At 46.1% G+C, this 18755-nt stretch carries 17 protein-coding genes; 1 reads left to right on the top strand and 16 read right to left on the bottom strand.

Translation table 11 applies throughout. From position 1 onward, the window contains the following. Positions 1 to 56: 56 nt before the first annotated feature. The 14 genes from RH949_RS07910 to RH949_RS07975 form a co-directional block, all read right to left on the bottom strand. A complete protein-coding gene (locus RH949_RS07910; protein ID WP_006099040.1) occupies positions 57 to 479 on the bottom strand; it encodes a hypothetical protein in 423 nt (140 codons plus the stop codon). Between the two features lie 378 nt (positions 480 to 857). Then, positions 858 to 2141 (bottom strand): nitrogenase cofactor biosynthesis protein NifB, encoded by a 1284-nt coding sequence (gene nifB / locus RH949_RS07915; protein ID WP_006098909.1) that lies wholly within the window; start codon positions 2139 to 2141, stop codon positions 858 to 860. Positions 2142 to 2252: 111 nt separating this feature from the next. Further along, positions 2253 to 3734, bottom strand: a complete 1482-nt coding sequence (locus RH949_RS07920) for a nitrogenase component 1 (protein ID WP_446352469.1) — start codon at positions 3732 to 3734, stop codon at positions 2253 to 2255. Positions 3735 to 3946: 212 nt separating this feature from the next. Further along, positions 3947 to 5314: a nitrogenase iron-molybdenum cofactor biosynthesis protein NifE gene (nifE, locus tag RH949_RS07925; RefSeq protein WP_006098778.1), complete on the bottom strand. Its 1368-nt coding sequence runs from the start codon at positions 5312 to 5314 to the stop codon at positions 3947 to 3949. Positions 5315 to 5527: 213 nt separating this feature from the next. Continuing rightward, positions 5528 to 5833, bottom strand: coding sequence for a (2Fe-2S) ferredoxin domain-containing protein (locus RH949_RS07930; RefSeq protein ID WP_446352470.1), 306 nt, complete (start codon positions 5831 to 5833; stop codon positions 5528 to 5530). Positions 5834 to 5970: 137 nt separating this feature from the next. Beyond that, positions 5971 to 7347 (bottom strand): nitrogenase molybdenum-iron protein subunit beta, encoded by a 1377-nt coding sequence (nifK, locus tag RH949_RS07935; protein ID WP_006098996.1) that lies wholly within the window; start codon positions 7345 to 7347, stop codon positions 5971 to 5973. 156 nt (positions 7348 to 7503) lie between these two features. Then, positions 7504 to 9123 carry a nitrogenase molybdenum-iron protein alpha chain gene (gene nifD, locus RH949_RS07940; protein ID WP_006098789.1) on the bottom strand — a complete coding sequence of 540 codons (1620 nt, stop codon included), beginning with the start codon at positions 9121 to 9123 and terminating at the stop codon, positions 7504 to 7506. 102 nt (positions 9124 to 9225) lie between these two features. Beyond that, the gene (locus tag RH949_RS07945; protein WP_006098855.1) at positions 9226 to 9621 is read right to left on the bottom strand and encodes a P-II family nitrogen regulator; all 396 of its coding nucleotides are present in this window, start codon (positions 9619 to 9621) and stop codon (positions 9226 to 9228) included. 116 nt (positions 9622 to 9737) lie between these two features. Beyond that, positions 9738 to 10097 carry a P-II family nitrogen regulator gene (locus RH949_RS07950; RefSeq protein WP_446352471.1) on the bottom strand — a complete coding sequence of 120 codons (360 nt, stop codon included), beginning with the start codon at positions 10095 to 10097 and terminating at the stop codon, positions 9738 to 9740. A 90-nt stretch (positions 10098 to 10187) separates the two neighbouring features. Beyond that, positions 10188 to 11012 carry a nitrogenase iron protein gene (gene nifH, locus RH949_RS07955; protein ID WP_006099029.1) on the bottom strand — a complete coding sequence of 275 codons (825 nt, stop codon included), beginning with the start codon at positions 11010 to 11012 and terminating at the stop codon, positions 10188 to 10190. A 521-nt stretch (positions 11013 to 11533) separates the two neighbouring features. Next, a complete protein-coding gene (gene nifU / locus RH949_RS07960) occupies positions 11534 to 12481 on the bottom strand; it encodes a Fe-S cluster assembly protein NifU (RefSeq protein ID WP_446352472.1) in 948 nt (315 codons plus the stop codon). A 192-nt stretch (positions 12482 to 12673) separates the two neighbouring features. Further along, entirely contained in the window at positions 12674 to 13900 is a 1227-nt protein-coding gene (gene nifS, locus RH949_RS07965) for a cysteine desulfurase NifS (RefSeq protein ID WP_446352473.1), read from the bottom strand. A gap of 153 nt (positions 13901 to 14053) precedes the next feature. After that, positions 14054 to 14524, bottom strand: a complete 471-nt coding sequence (locus RH949_RS07970; protein ID WP_446352474.1) for a NifB/NifX family molybdenum-iron cluster-binding protein — start codon at positions 14522 to 14524, stop codon at positions 14054 to 14056. A 968-nt stretch (positions 14525 to 15492) separates the two neighbouring features. Beyond that, on the bottom strand, positions 15493 to 15870 hold the full coding sequence (locus RH949_RS07975; RefSeq protein ID WP_446352475.1) for a hypothetical protein: 378 nt from the start codon (positions 15868 to 15870) through the stop codon (positions 15493 to 15495). Positions 15871 to 16403: 533 nt separating this feature from the next. Between RH949_RS07975 and cysE the strand changes: the two genes are divergently transcribed. Beyond that, positions 16404 to 17231, top strand: a complete 828-nt coding sequence (gene cysE / locus RH949_RS07980) for a serine O-acetyltransferase (RefSeq protein WP_446352476.1) — start codon at positions 16404 to 16406, stop codon at positions 17229 to 17231. Between the two features lie 129 nt (positions 17232 to 17360). Here cysE and RH949_RS07985 read toward each other — a convergent pair whose 3' ends face one another. Next, the gene (locus RH949_RS07985) at positions 17361 to 17546 is read right to left on the bottom strand and encodes a DUF433 domain-containing protein (protein WP_446352477.1); all 186 of its coding nucleotides are present in this window, start codon (positions 17544 to 17546) and stop codon (positions 17361 to 17363) included. Between the two features lie 500 nt (positions 17547 to 18046). Then, positions 18047 to 18559 carry a tetratricopeptide repeat protein gene (locus RH949_RS07990; RefSeq protein WP_446352478.1) on the bottom strand — a complete coding sequence of 171 codons (513 nt, stop codon included), beginning with the start codon at positions 18557 to 18559 and terminating at the stop codon, positions 18047 to 18049. Positions 18560 to 18755: the final 196 nt, after the last annotated feature.

Consider the following 18755-nt stretch of genomic DNA (forward strand, 5'->3'; position numbering starts at 1 on the left):
CTCATCTCACAAAAATTGTCAGCCAAGCGGGAATCCTGATAAAAATGTTTTCAAAACTACTGATATCGCCGTCTTGCTCGCCTTGCCAAAGCTTGCTGCAATTTTTCTTCCAGTTCCTGAATTCTAGTTTCATGACGATTGAGTTCTTGCTGTTGCAGCAGCAGAGAAAGTTTCAAATCTTCCCAGCGTTGGGTATACGTTGTCCATTGCTTTTCCAGATATGTAAAGGCTTGGAGAATGTTAACAATTGGTCCGGCTGTCGTCGAATAAACTTGACAAACTTGTCTATCTGAAGTGACCTCAATTAAGACCAGCATACCTTTATTAATATGCTTGACTTGGGTGGCGATAATTACTTCATCTTGAACCGTGCGCCAAATTTGTCGGCTTCTTTCTTGGCAATAGGCTTGCAGTTTAAGTACCGTTGCCCGACTGCCAATCCAGGAATGATTTTTTTTGACTTCAGCTAAATACAGCATAATTTTATCCCTTTAATGTGCTTAGAAAAACTATTGCGGAGATGCATCATTTATGGCATTTAATGATCAGATTAAGGTGATTATTGTTATTGTTTATCATTAAAAATAGGCATCTAGTATTCCAAGCTACAAATAATTGCTTAATCGCTCTTTGTTATTTTTATTTAAGATTAAAAAAATTATAATTAACTGTAGGGTGGGTTAGGCGATAACTCCATGAAGCGGAATAACTATTTAATCAGATATCCGCCGTAACCCACCAATAATAAGGGTAAAAAGGACATAGAATAACGGTGCGTTACGCTTTGCTAACGCACCCTACAATTTGCGGTGATAAATGGCAGCGTTTATGGCGAAGACAGCGCAACTACAAACGGTTTAACCACAACCTAAGCCACTCCCGGTACATTCGCCAACTTTACCCGCTGCAACTTGCCGTTTGCCTTTCAGCTTTGACAAATCACTTCCTTCATAAACGGCTTGTAATCCCGTCTCAATAAAACCGCTCATTTCTACCGGAAGCACACCACACTTGGTCAAAATTTCTTTCGGGTTATCGCCAATACTACTGGCTAAAATTGCCCGACAATCTTTTAGCATATTCGCGACTTTTTGCCACCGTTCAAAACCACTTCCACGGTCAGGGGCGAGGCGTTCTTCTACTAAGGTAAAGCCTTGATCCGTTTTCTGCCAAATCTGAAACTGATCCACTTGACCTAAATGCTGATTCACCAGAATTCCTTCAACGGTTGCTACAGCGACATAAGGGCGTTCTTTTTCTTCAATGGGAATCACTTTCTTGGAACAAGCAATCAAACACCCGTGGAATTCTTCGGACTGATCTGCCCCTAAAAGTCCCACAGCATCCGCCCGACAGCGCGTGCAATGGCGCATTTGCGGTAAATATTCCTCGCATTCTTTGCGGATTTTCGCCATCATAATTGCATCGGGTTCAGTTAATCCCTCAAATGGCGTTTCGGCGGTGGGATACATCGCCATGGCATTAAATAAATCTGCCCCCAATTCTGCCATGGCTTTGGCGACTTCCACCACATGATGGTCATTAATTCCGGGCATAACGATGCAGTTTATTTTTACTGTAATCCCGGCAGCTTTCAATCCTTTGACGGCTTCTAATTGCCGTTCTAAGAGTAGTTTTGCGCCTTTTAATCCCTGATAAACGGACTTTTCATGGCGTACCCATCGGTAAACTTTGCGGGTAATTTCTGGGTCGATCGCATTGATGGTAACGGTAACGTGACTGACGCCAATTTCGGCAATTTCGTCGATATATTCGGGTTTGAGATTTAACCCATTGGTCGCCAAGCAGAGGATTAAGTCGGGAAACTTTTCCCGCAGCAGCCGCATTGTACCTAAGGTTTCCTCTGGATTGGCAAAGGGATCACCAGGACCGGCAATTCCAGCAACACTGATTCTCGGTTCTTTTTCTAATACCTTTTCCATGTAAACAGCGGCTTGGGCGGGAGAAAGAATAGTGCTGGTGACACCGGGTCTACTTTCGTTAACACAATCATATTTGCGATTGCAATAATTACATTGGATATTGCATTTGGGTGCTACAGGTAAATGGACTCGTCCGAACTGTCCTTTTACCTTGACATTAAAACAAGGGTGATTTTCTAAGTTAATTGTAGCTGTCATGGTTTTCTCTCCTGAAGTGATGAGTTTAATTTGCGGAAACTTATCAAGACTAAGTTAGTGACGAATGATTACTTGTGAACGAATGACGAATGACGAATGACAAATGCAAAATCAAAGATAGCCATACCCCACGGGTGAATCAGCTTGCTTCTTCTCGATAATGGCATTCACAATCCGATCTAACAGGTTCTGAGTGCCGCGATACCCCAGATGTAGCATCCGCTGTCCGCCAAAGCGATCGTGAATGGGGAAGCCTACGCGGATTAGGGGAATTTGCTGTTTTTTAGTCAGGGAATATCCTTTGCTGGTTCCAATCAACATATCGGGGTCTAGATTTTCGATTTCTTCAGAAATTTCGTAGAAATCAAATCCTTCTTTAACGATTGGTGGTTCGCTGACAATATCAGACGTAACCGCGTTAATTGCGTCCTGAAACTGTCCACTATTTCCTCCTGATGCACATAATACTATCTTCATGCCAATTTCGGCTAAAAATGCCGTTAATCCGACACATAAATCTTCTTCTCCATAAACAACTACCCGCTTACCAAACAGATATTTATGGGAATCAACATAGGCATCCACTAACCGTCCCCGTTCCAGTTGATGTTTTCTCGGTGTCGCACACCCAGAAACCTCTTCTAGGGCTTCAAAGAAGCGATCGCACTCTCGCAACCCAATCGGCATCCCCAAGGCGTACAGGGGAACACCGCAGCGTTCAGCCAGAAGTTTACCCCCAGAATTCCCAGTCCGTTGCAACACTTGACCGAACTCAATCGTGGCGTCAGAATGTCCCATAGTTTGAATCGCCGCAATTGGCGTTCCCCCTTCTGGAATCTTTTCATAGTCCATTTGTGCGGGGGCGTCTAAGGTTTCTGAGATATCCGGTAGGATAGTTCCTGGACAATTAAAATCATCGAGAACTTCTTTTAGATAACGGATATCGGCTGGAGAAACTAATCCCGGTAAAAGATTGACTTTGGACGTGTTGAGTATGTAGGGGCGGGTTTCACTACTATCCTTTTCTGTTTGCTCAGATGTGAATAAACCCGCCCCGACTCCTGGGGATTGGGAAGACGTTTTGGGTTCGACTGTTTCCGATTCAACTAATTGATCAATAACTGCCTTTACTGTGGCATGAAAGCCTTCGATATGGGTGCCACTATAACTGGGGGTGGAGACATTTAACAAGGTTGGTAATTCCTTGTCGCCAAATTCTTCCTTAAACTCTTTCAACAACCCACTGACATTATCGCCAATGGTTTCAGTTAAGCAAGTGGTGGCAATTCCTACAACCTTTGCGCCATATTTATCCATGACATTGAGGATACCTTTTTTCAGGTTAGGTCCTCCGCCATAGACAGCGTGTTTTTCACTCAAGGAAGATGAGGCAATGTCAATGGGTTCGCGAAAGTGACTAATGATATAACGCCTCATGTAGGTGGCGCAGCCTTGTGATCCATGGAGAAAGGGCACGGTTCCTTCTATTCCCCGAAAGGCAATACAAGCGCCCAGGGGTTTACACAGTTTACAGGCGTTAGTTGTGGAAACGTAAGCTTCGGTTTTTTGCTTAATTTTGAGTTTCTTAGACATGGTTTTATCGGTGGCAGCGAATTCGGTAATGGTTTATCATTTCAATCCTGGAATAATGGTGCGTTACACTACCCTTTGGAAACGCGGCGTGAACGCTAACCCTACAACTTAAGTTTGAGGAATAATGGTGCGTTACGCTTCGCTAACACACCCTACAACTTGAGGCACTAAAGTGCCTACTACGAACAACCCGTTTTAACGGGTTTAAGCTTTTAGCCGGAACTTGAGTTCAAGGCTTGATTTTTACGCGGCACAAATCTCCAGACGGGAGACATAACGGTACTATGTACTTCCTTAGCAAAATTCACCATTCCCAGAAACCCTTCTAATGCTTCCTTGCGTTCATGATTGTGGTCGCAAAATCCTAGTCCTAACTTATAGGCAATCGGTCGTTCTTTCACGCCGCCGACAAAGATATCAACATCTTTTTCTTTTAAAAATGCTGAGAGTTCTAATGGGTTAGAATCATCCACAATAATTGTGCCTTCGTCAGTAACTTCGTGGAGTTCTCGGTAGTCTTCACTGGTTCCCGTTTGCGAACCCACCATCACCACATCCATGCCGATAAGTCGGAAGGCTTTAACTAAGGAAAAAGCCTTGAACGCACCGCCTACATAAATCGCCGCTTTTTTACCTTGCAAGTCTTTGCGGTACTCTTGCAGTTTAGTATATAACAGGGTTAATTCTTCCCGCACTAAGTCTTGAGCGCGTTTGAGAATTTCGGGGTCATCCTCGAAGAATCGGGCGACTTTATACAAGGCTTCCGCCATGTCTTCGACACCAAAGTAGGACACTCGTAGAAACGGAGTTCCATACTTTTCTTTCATCATCTTGGCTAAGTCCATCGTCGCCCCAGAACACTGAACCACGTTCAATGCAGCGCCGTGCGATCGCGCGATATCTCCGACTCTACCATCGCCTGTGATATTGGCAACAACCTGGACACCCATGCGTTCAAAGTATTCACGGATAATCCAAATTTCTCCAGCTAAATTAAAATCACCCAGAATATTAATACTGCGGGGAGAAATTCCGGTAGTATCCCCTGTCCCCACTAAGCGGAACATGGCAGTACAAGCGGCATTATAGCCCGCCCGTTTGTTGCCCTTAAATCCTTCTGATTTAACCGGAATTACGGGGATATTTTTTTCTTGACTAACTCGTCTACAAATCGCTTCTAAATCATCACCAATAATACCCACAATACAAGTGGAATAAACAAACGCCGCATTCGGGTGATGGCGGTCAATCAGTTCCGTTAACGCCTGATAGAGTTTCTTCTCACCCCCAAAGATGACATCGCGTTCTTGTAAATCCGTGGAAAAACTCAACCGATGCAATTCGGGTCCAGATGAAAGCGCCCCGCGAATATCCCAGGTATACGCCGCACACCCGATTGGTCCATGGACTAAATGAACCGCGTCAGCGATGGGGTATAAAACAACGCGAGAACCACAAAATACGCAAGCCCGTTGGCTAACTGCACCAGCAAGGCTGTCTTTGTTACATTCCAGGTCAAATGGTTGGTTTCCCTTGCGGTGAATTTGCTTTTCACGTTCTTGGAAAATAACAGGTTCCATATCGTCAGGCTCACAAACGTTGTACAAAAATGCTTTTAGAAAAAGTGAAAAAGGTGAGGTAAGCCCCGACACCCGCCAAGAACTCAAGTTCTTGGCTTATAGCTCAAGTCGTCTAAAGACGACTGGAATTCTTTCGTGTAGGGGCGACCCGCTTGTACAAATCAACAACTATATCCATTCAATTGACTCAGGTCGCCCTTTACTATCTGAGATTTAACTAACAAACAGATAATCCTCAGCAGGTTTGCCGTCTTCTAAGGCGTCGAGGATTTCGTCAATGGCTTCTTCATCAACATTGCCGTACCAGTAATTATCTGGGTAAACCATCATCACAGGTCCGTTGTTGCACAGATTCATGCATCCCGTTGAGGAAACCAGAGCGTCTAAACCGCGATCGGTTATTTCTGATTCGAGATACTGAATTAAATTAGTAGAATCCTTTTTCTGACAAACTCCTTTCGCGTTGCCATTGACTCGGAAGCTGGAACAAACGAAGATATGGTGTTCAGGTTTCTGCATGATAAACCCCCTTAAAAAGGATGAAAAATTAAGGATGATTTTTGAGTTTTTCAGGACTAACTCAAACCTTGGAGTGGGGCGGATTTAGTCACATCAGGTGACACCAATTATCCGAATTAACCCGCCCCTAAAGCGTTCTAGCGAACCAATTCAAACAGCTCATCGGGAGCATCCCGGTCGAGGCGTTCGAGTAAGGTGTTGCAAATATTAGAGAGCAGGTAGATACCGCCCCAGTAGCAAGCTGTGGGAAAATAGCTGTGACCGACGCGATCTAAAATGGGGAAACCGAAGCGCACGATCGGAATATCTTCATCACGACCGATATACTTGCCGTATTCATTGCCTAACAGCAAATCGACTGGCTCATTCTTAATCAGTTGATGCAAGTAGAACAAGTCTGCATTAGCCGCAACAACAGCATCAGGAACGGTATCCTTGAGGATATCTTTGACCCGTTCTTCAAAACGTTTCCCAACCGGGCTACCCGTAATCACGTAAACCGGTAACATACCGCAGTCTACGAGGAACTCAGTCGCAGAGATCACCTGGTCAGGGTCACCATATACCGCAACCCGCTTGCGATACAGGTACTGCTGCATATCCGTCATCACATCAACCAACCGTCCCCGGTCATCATTGAGGGACTCAGGTGGCGTGACATCACTGAATTCAATCAAGGCTTGGACAAAGCGGTCAGTGGCGCGAAGACCAATGGGTAAGTCCAGAACACGAGACGGAACTTGGCACTTGTTTTGCAGGGCTGTCGCGGCGGCTTCTGAGGTAAAATTCCCCAAGGCTAAGGTGGCAGTGCTATTCCCGGTGTCGATTAAATCAGGAATCGGTGTCCCGCCTTTCGGGTACATCTGAAAATCACCCGTTTTCGGTGTATCCACCACATCCGAGGTATCCGGGAAGACAATCGCGTCAATCCCCATTTGGGTCACTAACTGCTTAACCGCCCGTACATCGGAGGGTTCGACGTAGCCCGGAATAATGTTGAGCTTGTTATTCGGCGTCTCGGTTTTTGCCGATAAATAGGTCACCATCGCCTTGGTCATATTCGACCAGCCGGTGACATGAGAACCGACGTAGCTGGGAGTATTGGCATGAATGACGTATTTGCCTTCGGGAACTGCCCCAGATTCACGGGCTTGGCGGATAAATGTGGGTAAATCATCGCCAATGGTTTCCGATAAGCAAGTGGTACTTACCGCCACCATATCCGGGTTGTACACGGTAAAAATAGTGGTCAGGGCTTGCTTCAGGTTTCCGCCACCGCCGAACACAGAGGAACCCTCGGTAAAGGCGCTGGTTGCAGCCATGATGGGTTCTCTGTAATGGCGGGTCAGGTGAGACTTGTGGAATGAACAGCAGCCTTGGGAACCGTGGGAGTTGGGCAAGCAGCCGTGAATTCCTAATGCGGCGTACATTGCACCAATAGGCTGACAAGTCTTAGCAGGATTGATTCGTAGCGCCTTGCGTTCAACGATTTCTTTAGGGGTTGCTTCTAACATGATTCTGGTTCTCCTTTGTGGGTTTAAGTCTGTAGGGGCGGGTTTCACTATTAACGTTGCTTGTTCAACCTAGATGTGACTAAACCCGCCCTGCTCGCAAGAATTAACGGATAACTTTTTTGCTCTCAGACGCGCCATGGCGCGTCTCTACATTGGCTAGTTCTGCCAGGGAGCTTTAACTAACTTCCAAGTGGGGTTGTTAATCCGCATATCGATATCTTTGGCGAAATTAACCGCACCTTGGAATCCGGCAAACGGACCGCCGTAGTCGTAGTTGTGAAGTTGCTTACAAGGAACGCCAAACTTCTCAATCACATACTTGTCCTTAATCCCGGAACCGACGATATCGGGCTTGAGGCGCTTAATCAGAGTTTCTAGCTCATGATGGGAGATGTCATCAATCATCAATGTATCTTCACCCATCTCCGAAATCATCCCCTCGTACCGATTCAGGAACCCTTCTTCTTTAAGCTGCTCCACCCATGCTGGGTCAGCCGTTAGTTTGTAGCGCTCTGGGTCTTTTTCGACACGCAACTCTTCGACGTTACGGGAGTCGGCGTCTACTTTCAACGGTAGAACTTGACGACCTTCGTAGTCATCCCGGTGAGCGAACTCATAGCCAGCAGCAATGGTTTTGATGCCTAAGTCTGCAAACAAGTCTTGGTAGTGGTGAGCGCGAGAACCGCCCACAAACAGAATCGCACTCTTGCCTTGCAACCGTTCCCGAATCGGGGCAATTTCCGCTTCTGCGGCAGCCACTTCTTCAGCAATCACCTCTTCAATGCGCTGGGTAAGTGCCTCATCATTAAAGAATCGAGCAACCTTACGCAAGGACTTGGCAAACGCTTGAACGCCGATGAAGCTGACCTTTGTCCAAGGAACCCCAAACTTGGTCTCCATCATCTCCGCCATGTAGTTAATTGAGCGGTGACACATGACCAAGTTCAACTTAGCTAAATGGGCTTTCGTCGCTGCATCGTAAGTGCCATCACCACTGAATGTAGCAATCACATTAATCCCACACTTCTCAAGCACCCGCTCAATTTCATAGGAATCGCCGCCAATGTTGTACTCACCCAAAAGGTTGACGGTGAAGCCTTCAATTTCTTCGTCTGTTGCTTCGCCTTCACCCACCCAATTTTTAAAGAAGCCATTGTTGGCGATGTGGTGACCCGCAGACTGGGAAACGCCTTTGTATCCTTCGCAGTTAAATGCGACCACTGAAATGCCGAGTTCTTCAGTCATTTCTTTGGCAACGGTTTGGATATCGTCACCAATTAACCCCACTGGACAGGTGGCTGTGATGGTAATCGCATTGGGCTTGAAGATGTCATAGCCTTCTTGAACGGCTTGACGCAGCTTTTTCACACCGCCGAAGACAATATCAGAGTCCTGCATGTCGGTGGTGACACAGTAGCTCATGTAATTCTTGCCATCTTCACGGCTACGATACTGATTGCGTCGCGTCATCCAGGTGTAGTAAGAACAGCCCACTGGTCCGTGAACAATGTGCAGCACATCGCCAAAGGGACCAACAACCACCCCTTTACATCCGGCAAAGGCACAGTGTCTGGTGTTGAGAATGCCAGGAACGGTTCGCACATTCGCCTGAATTTCCTGTCCTTCGATGGACGGGTCCCGCATCACGATATGCTTTGCCCGTTTTCTGGCAACTTTGGCTGGGTAGGGCGATACCATCTCTTTGGTAACGTCTTTCGGGTCTACTTCATACGTCGCCTTTTCTAATTTTAAGGTATCTGAATCATGGGGAGTCATAATCGTTTTCTCCTGTCTTAATTACTTTCCTAGAAGGGCGGATTTAGTCAAGTTATCGATGTGTACCAAGTAAAACCCGCCCCTACATTTCGCGGGGAAACCTTAACCCGTCATTTCATCAACCGCGACGGCTCCTGTTTCGCCGCTGCTAACGCGGACGCTATCCTCAACGGGCAGAACAAAGATTTTTCCATCTCCTGGGTTGCTGGTCTGATTGGCTTGAATCAGGGCGTCAACCACTTGCTGAACGTTGTCATCGGGAACCACCAAACTGAGCATCCGTTTGGGAATTAAACGGTGTCCTTGAGCCAGAAGGGGCAGCAAATCACTGCTATCTTGGGGATTTTCATTAATGGCTTTCGCTAACTGAAAGTCCACGGCTTGCCTGCCTCGACCGACTACTTTCACCGCTGTCACGGACGGAAAACCAGCTTTACTTAAGGCGGCTTTCGTCTGGTTAATTTTGTTCATCCTGATGACAGCCAGAACTTCTTTCATAACCTTCAACACTGAGATTTACTCTCGTGCCTCCTAACATAAACCGGGGAGTTCTCTTGTAGAAACCGTTATTAACGATTTCTACAAGAACAATGGATACAAAATGGGTCTCATTTTTAGCGCGTAGCCAGCGCAGGTTCTTTCTTACTCGAATCGGTTTTTCCGGAGCTGATGGTGTAGACTTCTTCTACAGGACTGACAAAGATCTTGCCATCGCCTGCTGCTCCTTCGGCTCCCGTGCGAGCGCTGCTGAGAATTGCCCGAATCACAAACTCTTTTTCGGTATCGGGAACCACTACCATTAACAACGCTTTGGGGAGTTCATCATAAAGCACATTACCAATTTTTAATCCCCGTTGTTTGCCTCGACCAAAGACATCAACTTTGGTAATGGCTGGATAACCAGCGTCCAAGAGCGCTTTCATAACGTCGTCGCTCTTTTCCGGTCGAATAATCGCTCTCACCATGATAGTCATGGGATGTTGCCTCCAAACAATTGTGCTTGTATTTCAGCGGTGGAAGATGTGAGAATGTTTATAACCTTCCACCTGCAACACACTGCATCTTTAGCCGTACAAACCGAATTTAACAAGTAGTTGTTCCAACTCGTCATTCTTCATCGGTGTGGGAACGACATGATTGGTGTTCTCATCAATCGCTTTAGCTAAGCTGCGATAATGACCGGCTTGCTCGCAATCGGAGTCATATTCAATCACCGTCTTGCGGTTCAGTTCTGCCCGTTGAACCATATTGTCGCGGGGCAAGAAATAGATCATCTGAGTGCTGAGGGATTCAGCCAATGCTTCGATAAGTTCAGCTTCCAGATCAACCTTACGGCTGTTGCAAATCAAACCGCCTAAACGAACACCGCCAGATTCAGCGTATTTTTGAATGCCTCGGCAAATATTATTAGCAGCATACATTGCCATCATTTCGCCAGAGGTAACGATGTAAATTTCTTGGGCTTTACCTTCCCGAATTGGCATGGCGAAACCGCCGCAAACTACGTCTCCTAGTACGTCGTAGAAGGCATAATCAAGACCTTCACTTTCGTCATAGGCACCGAGTTGTTCGAGCATACTAATTGAGGTGATAATACCTCGACCCGCACAGCCTACGCCCGGTTCTGGACCACCGGATTCTACGCAGAGGGTTTTGCCATAGCCTTCTTTACGGATTTCGTCGAGATCAACGTCGTCGCCTTCTTCACGTAAAGTATCTAACACACTCTTTTGGTGCAAACCACCGAGCAATAAGCGCGTAGAATCTGCTTTGGGGTCACAACCAACGATCATGACTTTGCGACCGAGTTCGACAAGTCCAGCCACTGTATTTTGTGTGGTTGTGGATTTACCGATTCCACCTTTACCGTAAATAGCAATCTTCCTCATTTCAGACCTCCATTAGGATCAATTTTTTTGAGGTTACATCATTAACATTTAATTGAAGTTGATTCGGAGAATTATTGTATGTTCAACTATCCGAAATCTTCAAGTCCATCAAGAAACAATTGAGCGTTTATCCTGGCAACGTTTTTTGTTTTCCTGATGATTTAATAATAGAAATTAAATCTAGAAGTAAAAGTGTATTTCGCTACATAATCAGAGTTTTATTGATTTAGTTTTGATTCGCTATTTTTCTGTTTGTAACAAGCCATTGGTCTTTCTATGTAAACGATAGATTAATGACTTGCTTGCAATTTATTTAAATCTTTAGTTATTGTTAAATAGTGACAATTAACACTGTTTTTAATTCATATTTATCAAGGTAAATGTTACTTGCGTGTAGAATTAATTCAACCTGTTATCGGTCAAAAAAATACCCTTGGCGATTTACCAAGGGTTACCTATACAACGGAGTTACGTTAAAACTTGTTCAGTCAGAAACTAAAGTCAAAATTTGCACATTAAAGTTAAACCACGGCTTCAACAATAAGATTAGGAGAGACTCGTTCTTGCAGCCGCTTTTCGATCGCCATCTTCAGAGTAATCATGACGCTGGGACAGCCATCACACGATCCTTTGAGAATCACCTTAACGCGATCGCCTTCTACGTCATGCAACTCCACATCCCCGCCATCATAGGCTAATGTGGGACGGATTTCCGTTTCCAGAACCTGCTGAATCAAGGTGATTTTTTGCAAGTTCGTCAGGGTAGCAGGAGGTGGCGATGTCTCCTCTTTGACTGGGGAAGTCGATGGAGTCGTTGTCGCGACGGCGGGTTGAGGAATCGGTGCGGATAGCGACGCGGCTGTATTTAATGTCTCCTGTTCTTGAGTCACCTCAATCACCAGATCATCAATCTCTGCTAAACATGATCCACACCCCCCACCCGCTTTAATGTAATTGGTGACTTCTTCGGCGTTAGTGAGGTGATTTTCCCGAATCAGTCGCTTAATCTTCGCGGAACTCACCCCAAAGCAACTACACACCAAGGGACTTTCGTCCTCTTCCTCCGGTCTAACCGGAATCCCTTTATAATCAGAGATTGCCGCTTCTAGGGCTTCTTGACCCATAACCGAACAGTGCATCTTCTCTTGAGGTAAGCCGCCCAAATAGCTAGCAATCTCACGATTCGTTAGTTGCAAAGCCTGATCAACCGTCATCCCCTTAATCAAATCTGTTAATGCAGAGGAAGACGCGATCGCACTCGCACAGCCAAAGGTTTGAAAACGGGCATCCAGAATGGTATCCGTTGTGCTATCAATCCTCAGATACAACCGCAACGCATCGCCACAAACAATACTGCCAATTTCGCCAACCGCGATCGTTTCTGTCGTCGTACAATCTTGAGTCGCGATCGCGCCCATATTGTGAGGATTATGAAACAAATCCATTACTTTGTCAGTGTAGTCCCACATGGCTTATTCTCCCGTTATTTGTCATTCGTCTTATGTCGCAGAATGCTTGTAATCTGTTGGGGCGGGTTTAGTCATATCAGGGTGAAAACCAAACGTTAGTGGTAAAACCCGCCCCTACAACTCCCACAGCTTCCCCGGCTTCCCCGGCTTCCCCAGCTTCCCCGGCTTCCCCGGCTTCCCCTGCTCCTCTGCTCATTGCACCGTCATAACCCCTCTCCCCTTTTGCTCCCTAGCTGTTTGTAGCCAACCCTGTTCTTCGTCGGCTTCATTCTTGAAGGGGGAAATCGTTCGCAAGCGTTCTACAATTGCTGGCATTACTTCCAACACCCGATCGATTTCGGCTGAGGTGGTATATCGAGACAAACTAAAGCGAATCGAACCATGGAGAAGCGTGTAAGGGAGTCCCATCGCCCGCAGCACATGAGAGGGTTCTAATGAGCCAGAGGTGCAAGCCGAACCCGACGAGGCGCAAATCCCAAACCGATCCAGGGACAGTAAAATGGCTTCGCCTTCGATATACTTAAAGCCAATATTCGTCGTATTCGGTAGCCGCATCGACGGATGACCATTCAGTTGACAATCCGGAATCTGACTCAGTAATCCTTGTTCCAAGCGATCGCGTAATTCCTTCACCTGGGTAACTTCTTCCGTAACGTGCTGGATTGCCAATTCTGCGGCTTTCCCCAGCCCAATAATGGCTGGAACATTAGACGTACCCCCTCGACGCCCTCGTTCTTGATGACCCCCAATCAGCAGAGGACGAAAGCGCACCCCTTTGCGAACATACAGTACCCCAATCCCTTTAGGCGCATGAAGTTTATGACCCGATAGAACTAAGAAATCAACAGTACTCTCGCTCATATTTAAGGGAACTTTCCCCACCGCCTGCACCGCATCAACGTGGAATAAAATGCCCCGTTCTTTGACAATTTGCCCAATCCGTTCAATTGGGAAAATCGTCCCCGTTTCATTATTGGCGCACATCACCGAAACCAAAGCCGTGTCGTCGGTGAGAGAGGCTTTCAGTTCCTTAAGATCAATCAATCCTTTGCCATTAACGGGGAGATACGTCACCCGATAGCCTTCTTTTTCCAGTCGCTTACAAAGCGTGTAAACCGCTGGATGTTCCACCGCCGTAGTAACAATATGCTTCTTGTCCGGTTGGGTGATCAACGCCGCACGAATCGCAGCATTGTCTCCTTCCGTACCGCAACTGGTAAAGATAATTTCTGTCGGTTGAGCGCCCAATAATGCCGCAACGTTTTCTCGTGCTTGCTCTATATTGCGGGCTAATTGTCCACCAAACGTGTGCATGCTGGAGGGATTTCCATAATATTCACTCAGATAAGGCAGCATCTCCTCCAGCACAGCCTCGTCTACACGGGTGGTGGCATTATTATCTAAATAAATTACACTCATAGGTCTACCTATAGAACATCAGTTTAGGAATCGAATCCGATGCTAAAATTCCTGTAAAATCGTAACCAAAGATACCAAATACTCTATGTTTGAATCAGGGCGGGTTTAGTCAAGGGATTGGTTTTTGTCAAACGTTAGTGGTAAAACCCGCCCCTACGACATTTGATATTGTTCATAAAAGTCCAGCACCACGTTTTCAATCACGTCGTAGGCTTCAACGCACTCAATTCCCTGTGCTTGCAATTGTTCCTTGGGACAAGCACCAATCTTGGAAACCATAACGGCTTGGCAATCTGAAAGCGTTTGCATAATGTTTTCCAGTACATCGGCTTCACCATACCCGCCTTGGCAATAGGGAGTTACGGAACGCCGCTCAACACAATGGGCTTCATCGTGATCAACGTCGTAAATCTCGAATTCTTTAGCATGACCGAAATGTTGATTAACCAAGCCACCGCCTTTACTGGCGACAGCGACGCGGATTTTAGTCCGATTGGCGACAGAGGATGTATTGTCAGTTCGAGTCGCATTCAGGAATTCTTTAAACGGCTCTTTGCCAGTTTGTCGTTCCTGATGTCGTTTCAAGTCGTATTCTGATTTCATCTTCAGACTGTTGGTGTTCATAACATCCTTCTCCGGTGTCCCCGAATCGCCTAATCGTCTCCGCGTAGCCAATCCAGTAACTGTTCACTGTTTGAGTAATGGGCTTTCGGCATTGTCTGAATTAAAAGATAAATGCACCCTTAACACCCAACGCCAATACTTAAACAGTTAAGTATGAAGGAGTTGATTGAGCATCCTTCATACTTGAATTCCGGCGATAGTTGTTTTTATAGCAGCTCGGTCTAAAAAGGAGGTTCTGTTCGCCTGGGGTTAAGACTTATTAGATTAATTGCTTATGTACTCATCCCCCTAAAGTCTGATTACAGAGGCATTTCAAATTTCTTTGGGGGTAGGGGTTCTAGTATTTTCGGGATGGGGTGCAAGTATTTAATGGGTGGGGCGTTAGAGTTTTTGTACTCACGCTCAAAGCCTATTGTAGTGAGGGATTGAGCTGATTTTATTCGGAGCTTTTACTGAGTACAGATTTGTACTCAAAATGCTTATCGGTTAAATCTAACGTTTTACCTTGAATGGCATTTCTGTATCTAAATTAGCATTTTTTTGCGGAGTCTGCATTTCTATCGATTTTTTTTAGATTTTCCCCATTGGTGTAGATTGGGTTGAGGAACAGGGGTTGTAGAGACGCGCCATGGCGCGTCTGGGAGATGGAGAAAATGTAGGGGCGGGTTTTACCATTAACATTTAGTTTTCACCCTGATGTCACTAAACCCGCCCCAACGGATTAAGCTGTCATGCATTTAAATTGGGAATGGGTAGCGAGCATGGGAATGGGTAGCGAGCATGGGAATGGGTAGCGAGTATGGGAATGGGTAGCGAGCAAGATGCTCGCACTACAAGGATTTCGCCATTATTGATATTAAGGTTTAAATGCCGAACAGCTTACCAGCATTCTGCGACAAAGGACAAAGTAAAAGAAATCTTAAACCAAATTCTTGACTACATGGAACCTATCTTATAAGGAATTGTTTTTACTTAACTGGCGTATAATCCCAGCCATAAATGCGGTAACGTTCTGAAGCTGGAAAAACAGAATCGTTGTTAACCGTGGTAATGCTCAGTTGATTACCCTGCTCGTCTTGAAAGATAAACTTACAAAAACCCAGACCCGTTCCAGAGCAGTCTTCTAGCTCGTGCCATCCTTCTACCTGGTGTATATGGTTCCTGACTGGTCCAAATTCATTTTCCAGCTCAAACGTGGCAGGTTGCCATCCTATCTGGATGAGTTCTTGTCTTAAAGCCCGATAGGACTGATTCTGGTTAATGTGGGGTAATGGTAATCCCAAGGCTTTCTGGACTGATAAGAGTGATGCTGAGAAACTTAAAGCATATATTAAAAACGTCTTCATCTTAAACCATTTCCTCCATGTTGTTTCCACTCTTTTATATCCTCTTTTTCCGGGCGGGTGTAGTCCTGACTTTTCACGTCATCTAGAAAAATCGATATCAAACCTAACCCCCCAGCCCCTTCCCTTTTAGATCCCCCTCTTCCCTTTTGATCCCCCTTCCGTCCCCCTTCAAAAGGGGGAGACCAGATGTTGCTTCGCTTTTGGTTCCATGGGTGAAGAATTCAAAGCCTCTCTCCTTGCAGGAGAGAGGTTTGGAGAGAGGTTTTCCAGATCCCGTGAACAGTCAGGTTATCGTCAGATTCTGAGTACACAAATACTAGAACCTCGACCCAAAACTCTTGCCATCCGGGATGAAAAATACGAGAACCCCGATCCCCCCAGCCCGCGAAAATGCCGATAAAATCAGAACGTTGAGCGTTGAGTACATCATTAATAAGCGAATCCAGTCTAATCTGTCGCTAATGTGCAACCTAGCCATCAAACATCTGGTATAAGCTTCAAAAAGATCAACTTCGTTTCAGGGGCGATATGCAATGCTACAGTCCACGACTAATTACTCAACAGCGCGATCGCAGCTTACCACCCCAGTAGCAGAAGGCAGAAGGCATAATTGGATAACCCATTGTCAGCCACCTATAGATGATAGGGAATTAGAACGAGGCGACACCGATAAAATCCCTAGAGTCAGAACACCGTTTCAGGTGATCAAGCAAGGCTGGCGCACCCTCTTAACCGACTTTCAGATTATCTTTGAACGTGATCCAGCAGCCCGGAATCGGTTCGAGGTATTGGTTTGCTATCCCGGCTTCCAGGCGCTGATTAGCCATCGCCTCGCCCATTGGCTGCATCGTCAGCGAGTACCATTCCTTCCCCGTTTCCTGTCTCAACTGGCGCGATTCTTCACCGGAATCGAAATTCATCCAGGGGCGGTGATGGGTAAGGGTGTGTTTATTGATCATGGCATGGGTGTGGTGATTGGTGAAACCGCGATTGTTGGCGATTACTGTTTGATTTACCAAGGCGCAACCCTAGGCGGAACCGGTAAAGAAACGGGCAAACGCCATCCCACATTAGGGAAGAATGTGGTGGTGAGTGCAGGTGCAAAGGTATTGGGGAATATCCACATTGGCGATCATGTTCGCATTGGGGCGGGTTCAGTCGTGTTGCGCGATGTCCCCACCGATTGCACAGTGGTGGGAGTACCGGGGCGAATTGTACGTCAGTCGGGTAAGCGTATTGATCCCCTAGAACATGGACAGCTACCGGATACACAAGCCGCCGCGCTACGGGCGTTACGCGATCGCATCACCGAACTCGAACAGCAATTGGCATCCTTAGAGTCGAAAAGAAAACCAGGATGAAAAATGCCTGGATTGTTCGGCATTTAAACCTTAATATCAATAATGGCGCAATCCTTGTAGTGCGAGCATCTTGCTCGCTACATCAAGCATCTTACTCGCTACTAATACCCAATTGAAATGCATGACAGCTTAAGCGATCGCAGAGCGCACGTTGTCTACAGTCAACGGCGGATAGTCTTCGACAATCTCTTCTAGTGTTAATCCTTCTGCCAGATTATCCAGAATGACTGAAACCATAATGCGAGTTCCTTTAATACAAGGTTTTCCATGACAAACCTTGGGGTTTATCTCAATCTGTTCTTGCCAATTATTCATTGTTTTATCTCGCCTAACTTGTGAAAATGGACTAATCTGATAGTAGCAGAACCTTAAACGACGACCCGATCAAGTGCTATTGGCAGGTGTTACGCGATCGCATCACCGAACTCGAACAGCAATTGGCATCCTTAGAGTCGAAAAGAAAACCAGAATGAAAAATGCCTGGATTGTTCGGCATTTAAACCTTAATATCAATAATGGCGCAATCCTTGCCGTAGTGCGAGCATCTTGCTCGCTACATCAAGCATCTTGCTCGCTACATCAAGCATCTTGCTCGCTACATCAAGCATCTTGCTCGCTACATCAAGGCTTTGAGTAGCATGGACATTGGCTCATCTTCAAGGACATAAGGTAAAACCCTTTCATACCCCAGCTCCCCCCGCTTCCCTCGCTTCCCCTGCTCCCCCTGCTCCCAGACGCGCCATGGCGCGTCTCTACATTGCTTCCCCTGCTCTCTACCCCACCACAAGACTTATTCAGCAGCCCCTATTTAACACTCATTCTTCCATCAACTCATTCTCACTACTCTGCGATAAAGATGTGCTGATTTGGCGACTGATTTCTCGCTCTATGGGAATCTCAACCTCCTCACTACTTTCATCCGTATTCCCATCATTAGGATTAGAGCGTAATGGGTTTATTTTAAAAATCTCTGGAGTAGCGAGGATGAGTGAACGGCTTGTCTGAGCCATTGCATTATCAGGTTCAATGTCCAGAACGCGCTCAAAGCAGGATAGCGCGTCGTTGTAGCGCCTCATCGTACAGTAGGTTGTGCCTTTGTTGTACCAAAGGTCAGCAACATCGGGATTAATTTGAATCGCTTTGTTGTAACAGTCAATCGCGGCTTCGTACCGTTTCAATCGCTCTAGGCAGATTCCTTGGTAAACCCAGGCGGGAATAAAGTCAGGTTTAATATCAATCGCCTTTTGGAAGCAGGTGAGTGCCTCTGTATAGTTTTTCTCATCTTGGAGTGTCACACCTTGATTAAACCAAGTTTCGTATTCGCTCATAGTTGTTAATTCCTGCGTGATTTTCCCAGGCATCTGGAAAACGGTGAAATGTGAGGCTCAGTTGTCCCAATCTATACTCAACGCCTTTGCCAAAGCTATAATTAGCCTAACGCCAATAGAGAATAAGTTCTAGCAGGCTGAAGATACTGAAATCGCCCACGGTGTTACCTGTAAACCCCAATCCATCGTCGTCAAA

Origin of the sequence: Coleofasciculus sp. A1-SPW-01 (genome assembly GCF_040217205.1) — a bacterium.
GTDB classification, from domain to species: domain Bacteria; phylum Cyanobacteriota; class Cyanobacteriia; order Cyanobacteriales; family Coleofasciculaceae; genus Coleofasciculus; species Coleofasciculus chthonoplastes_A.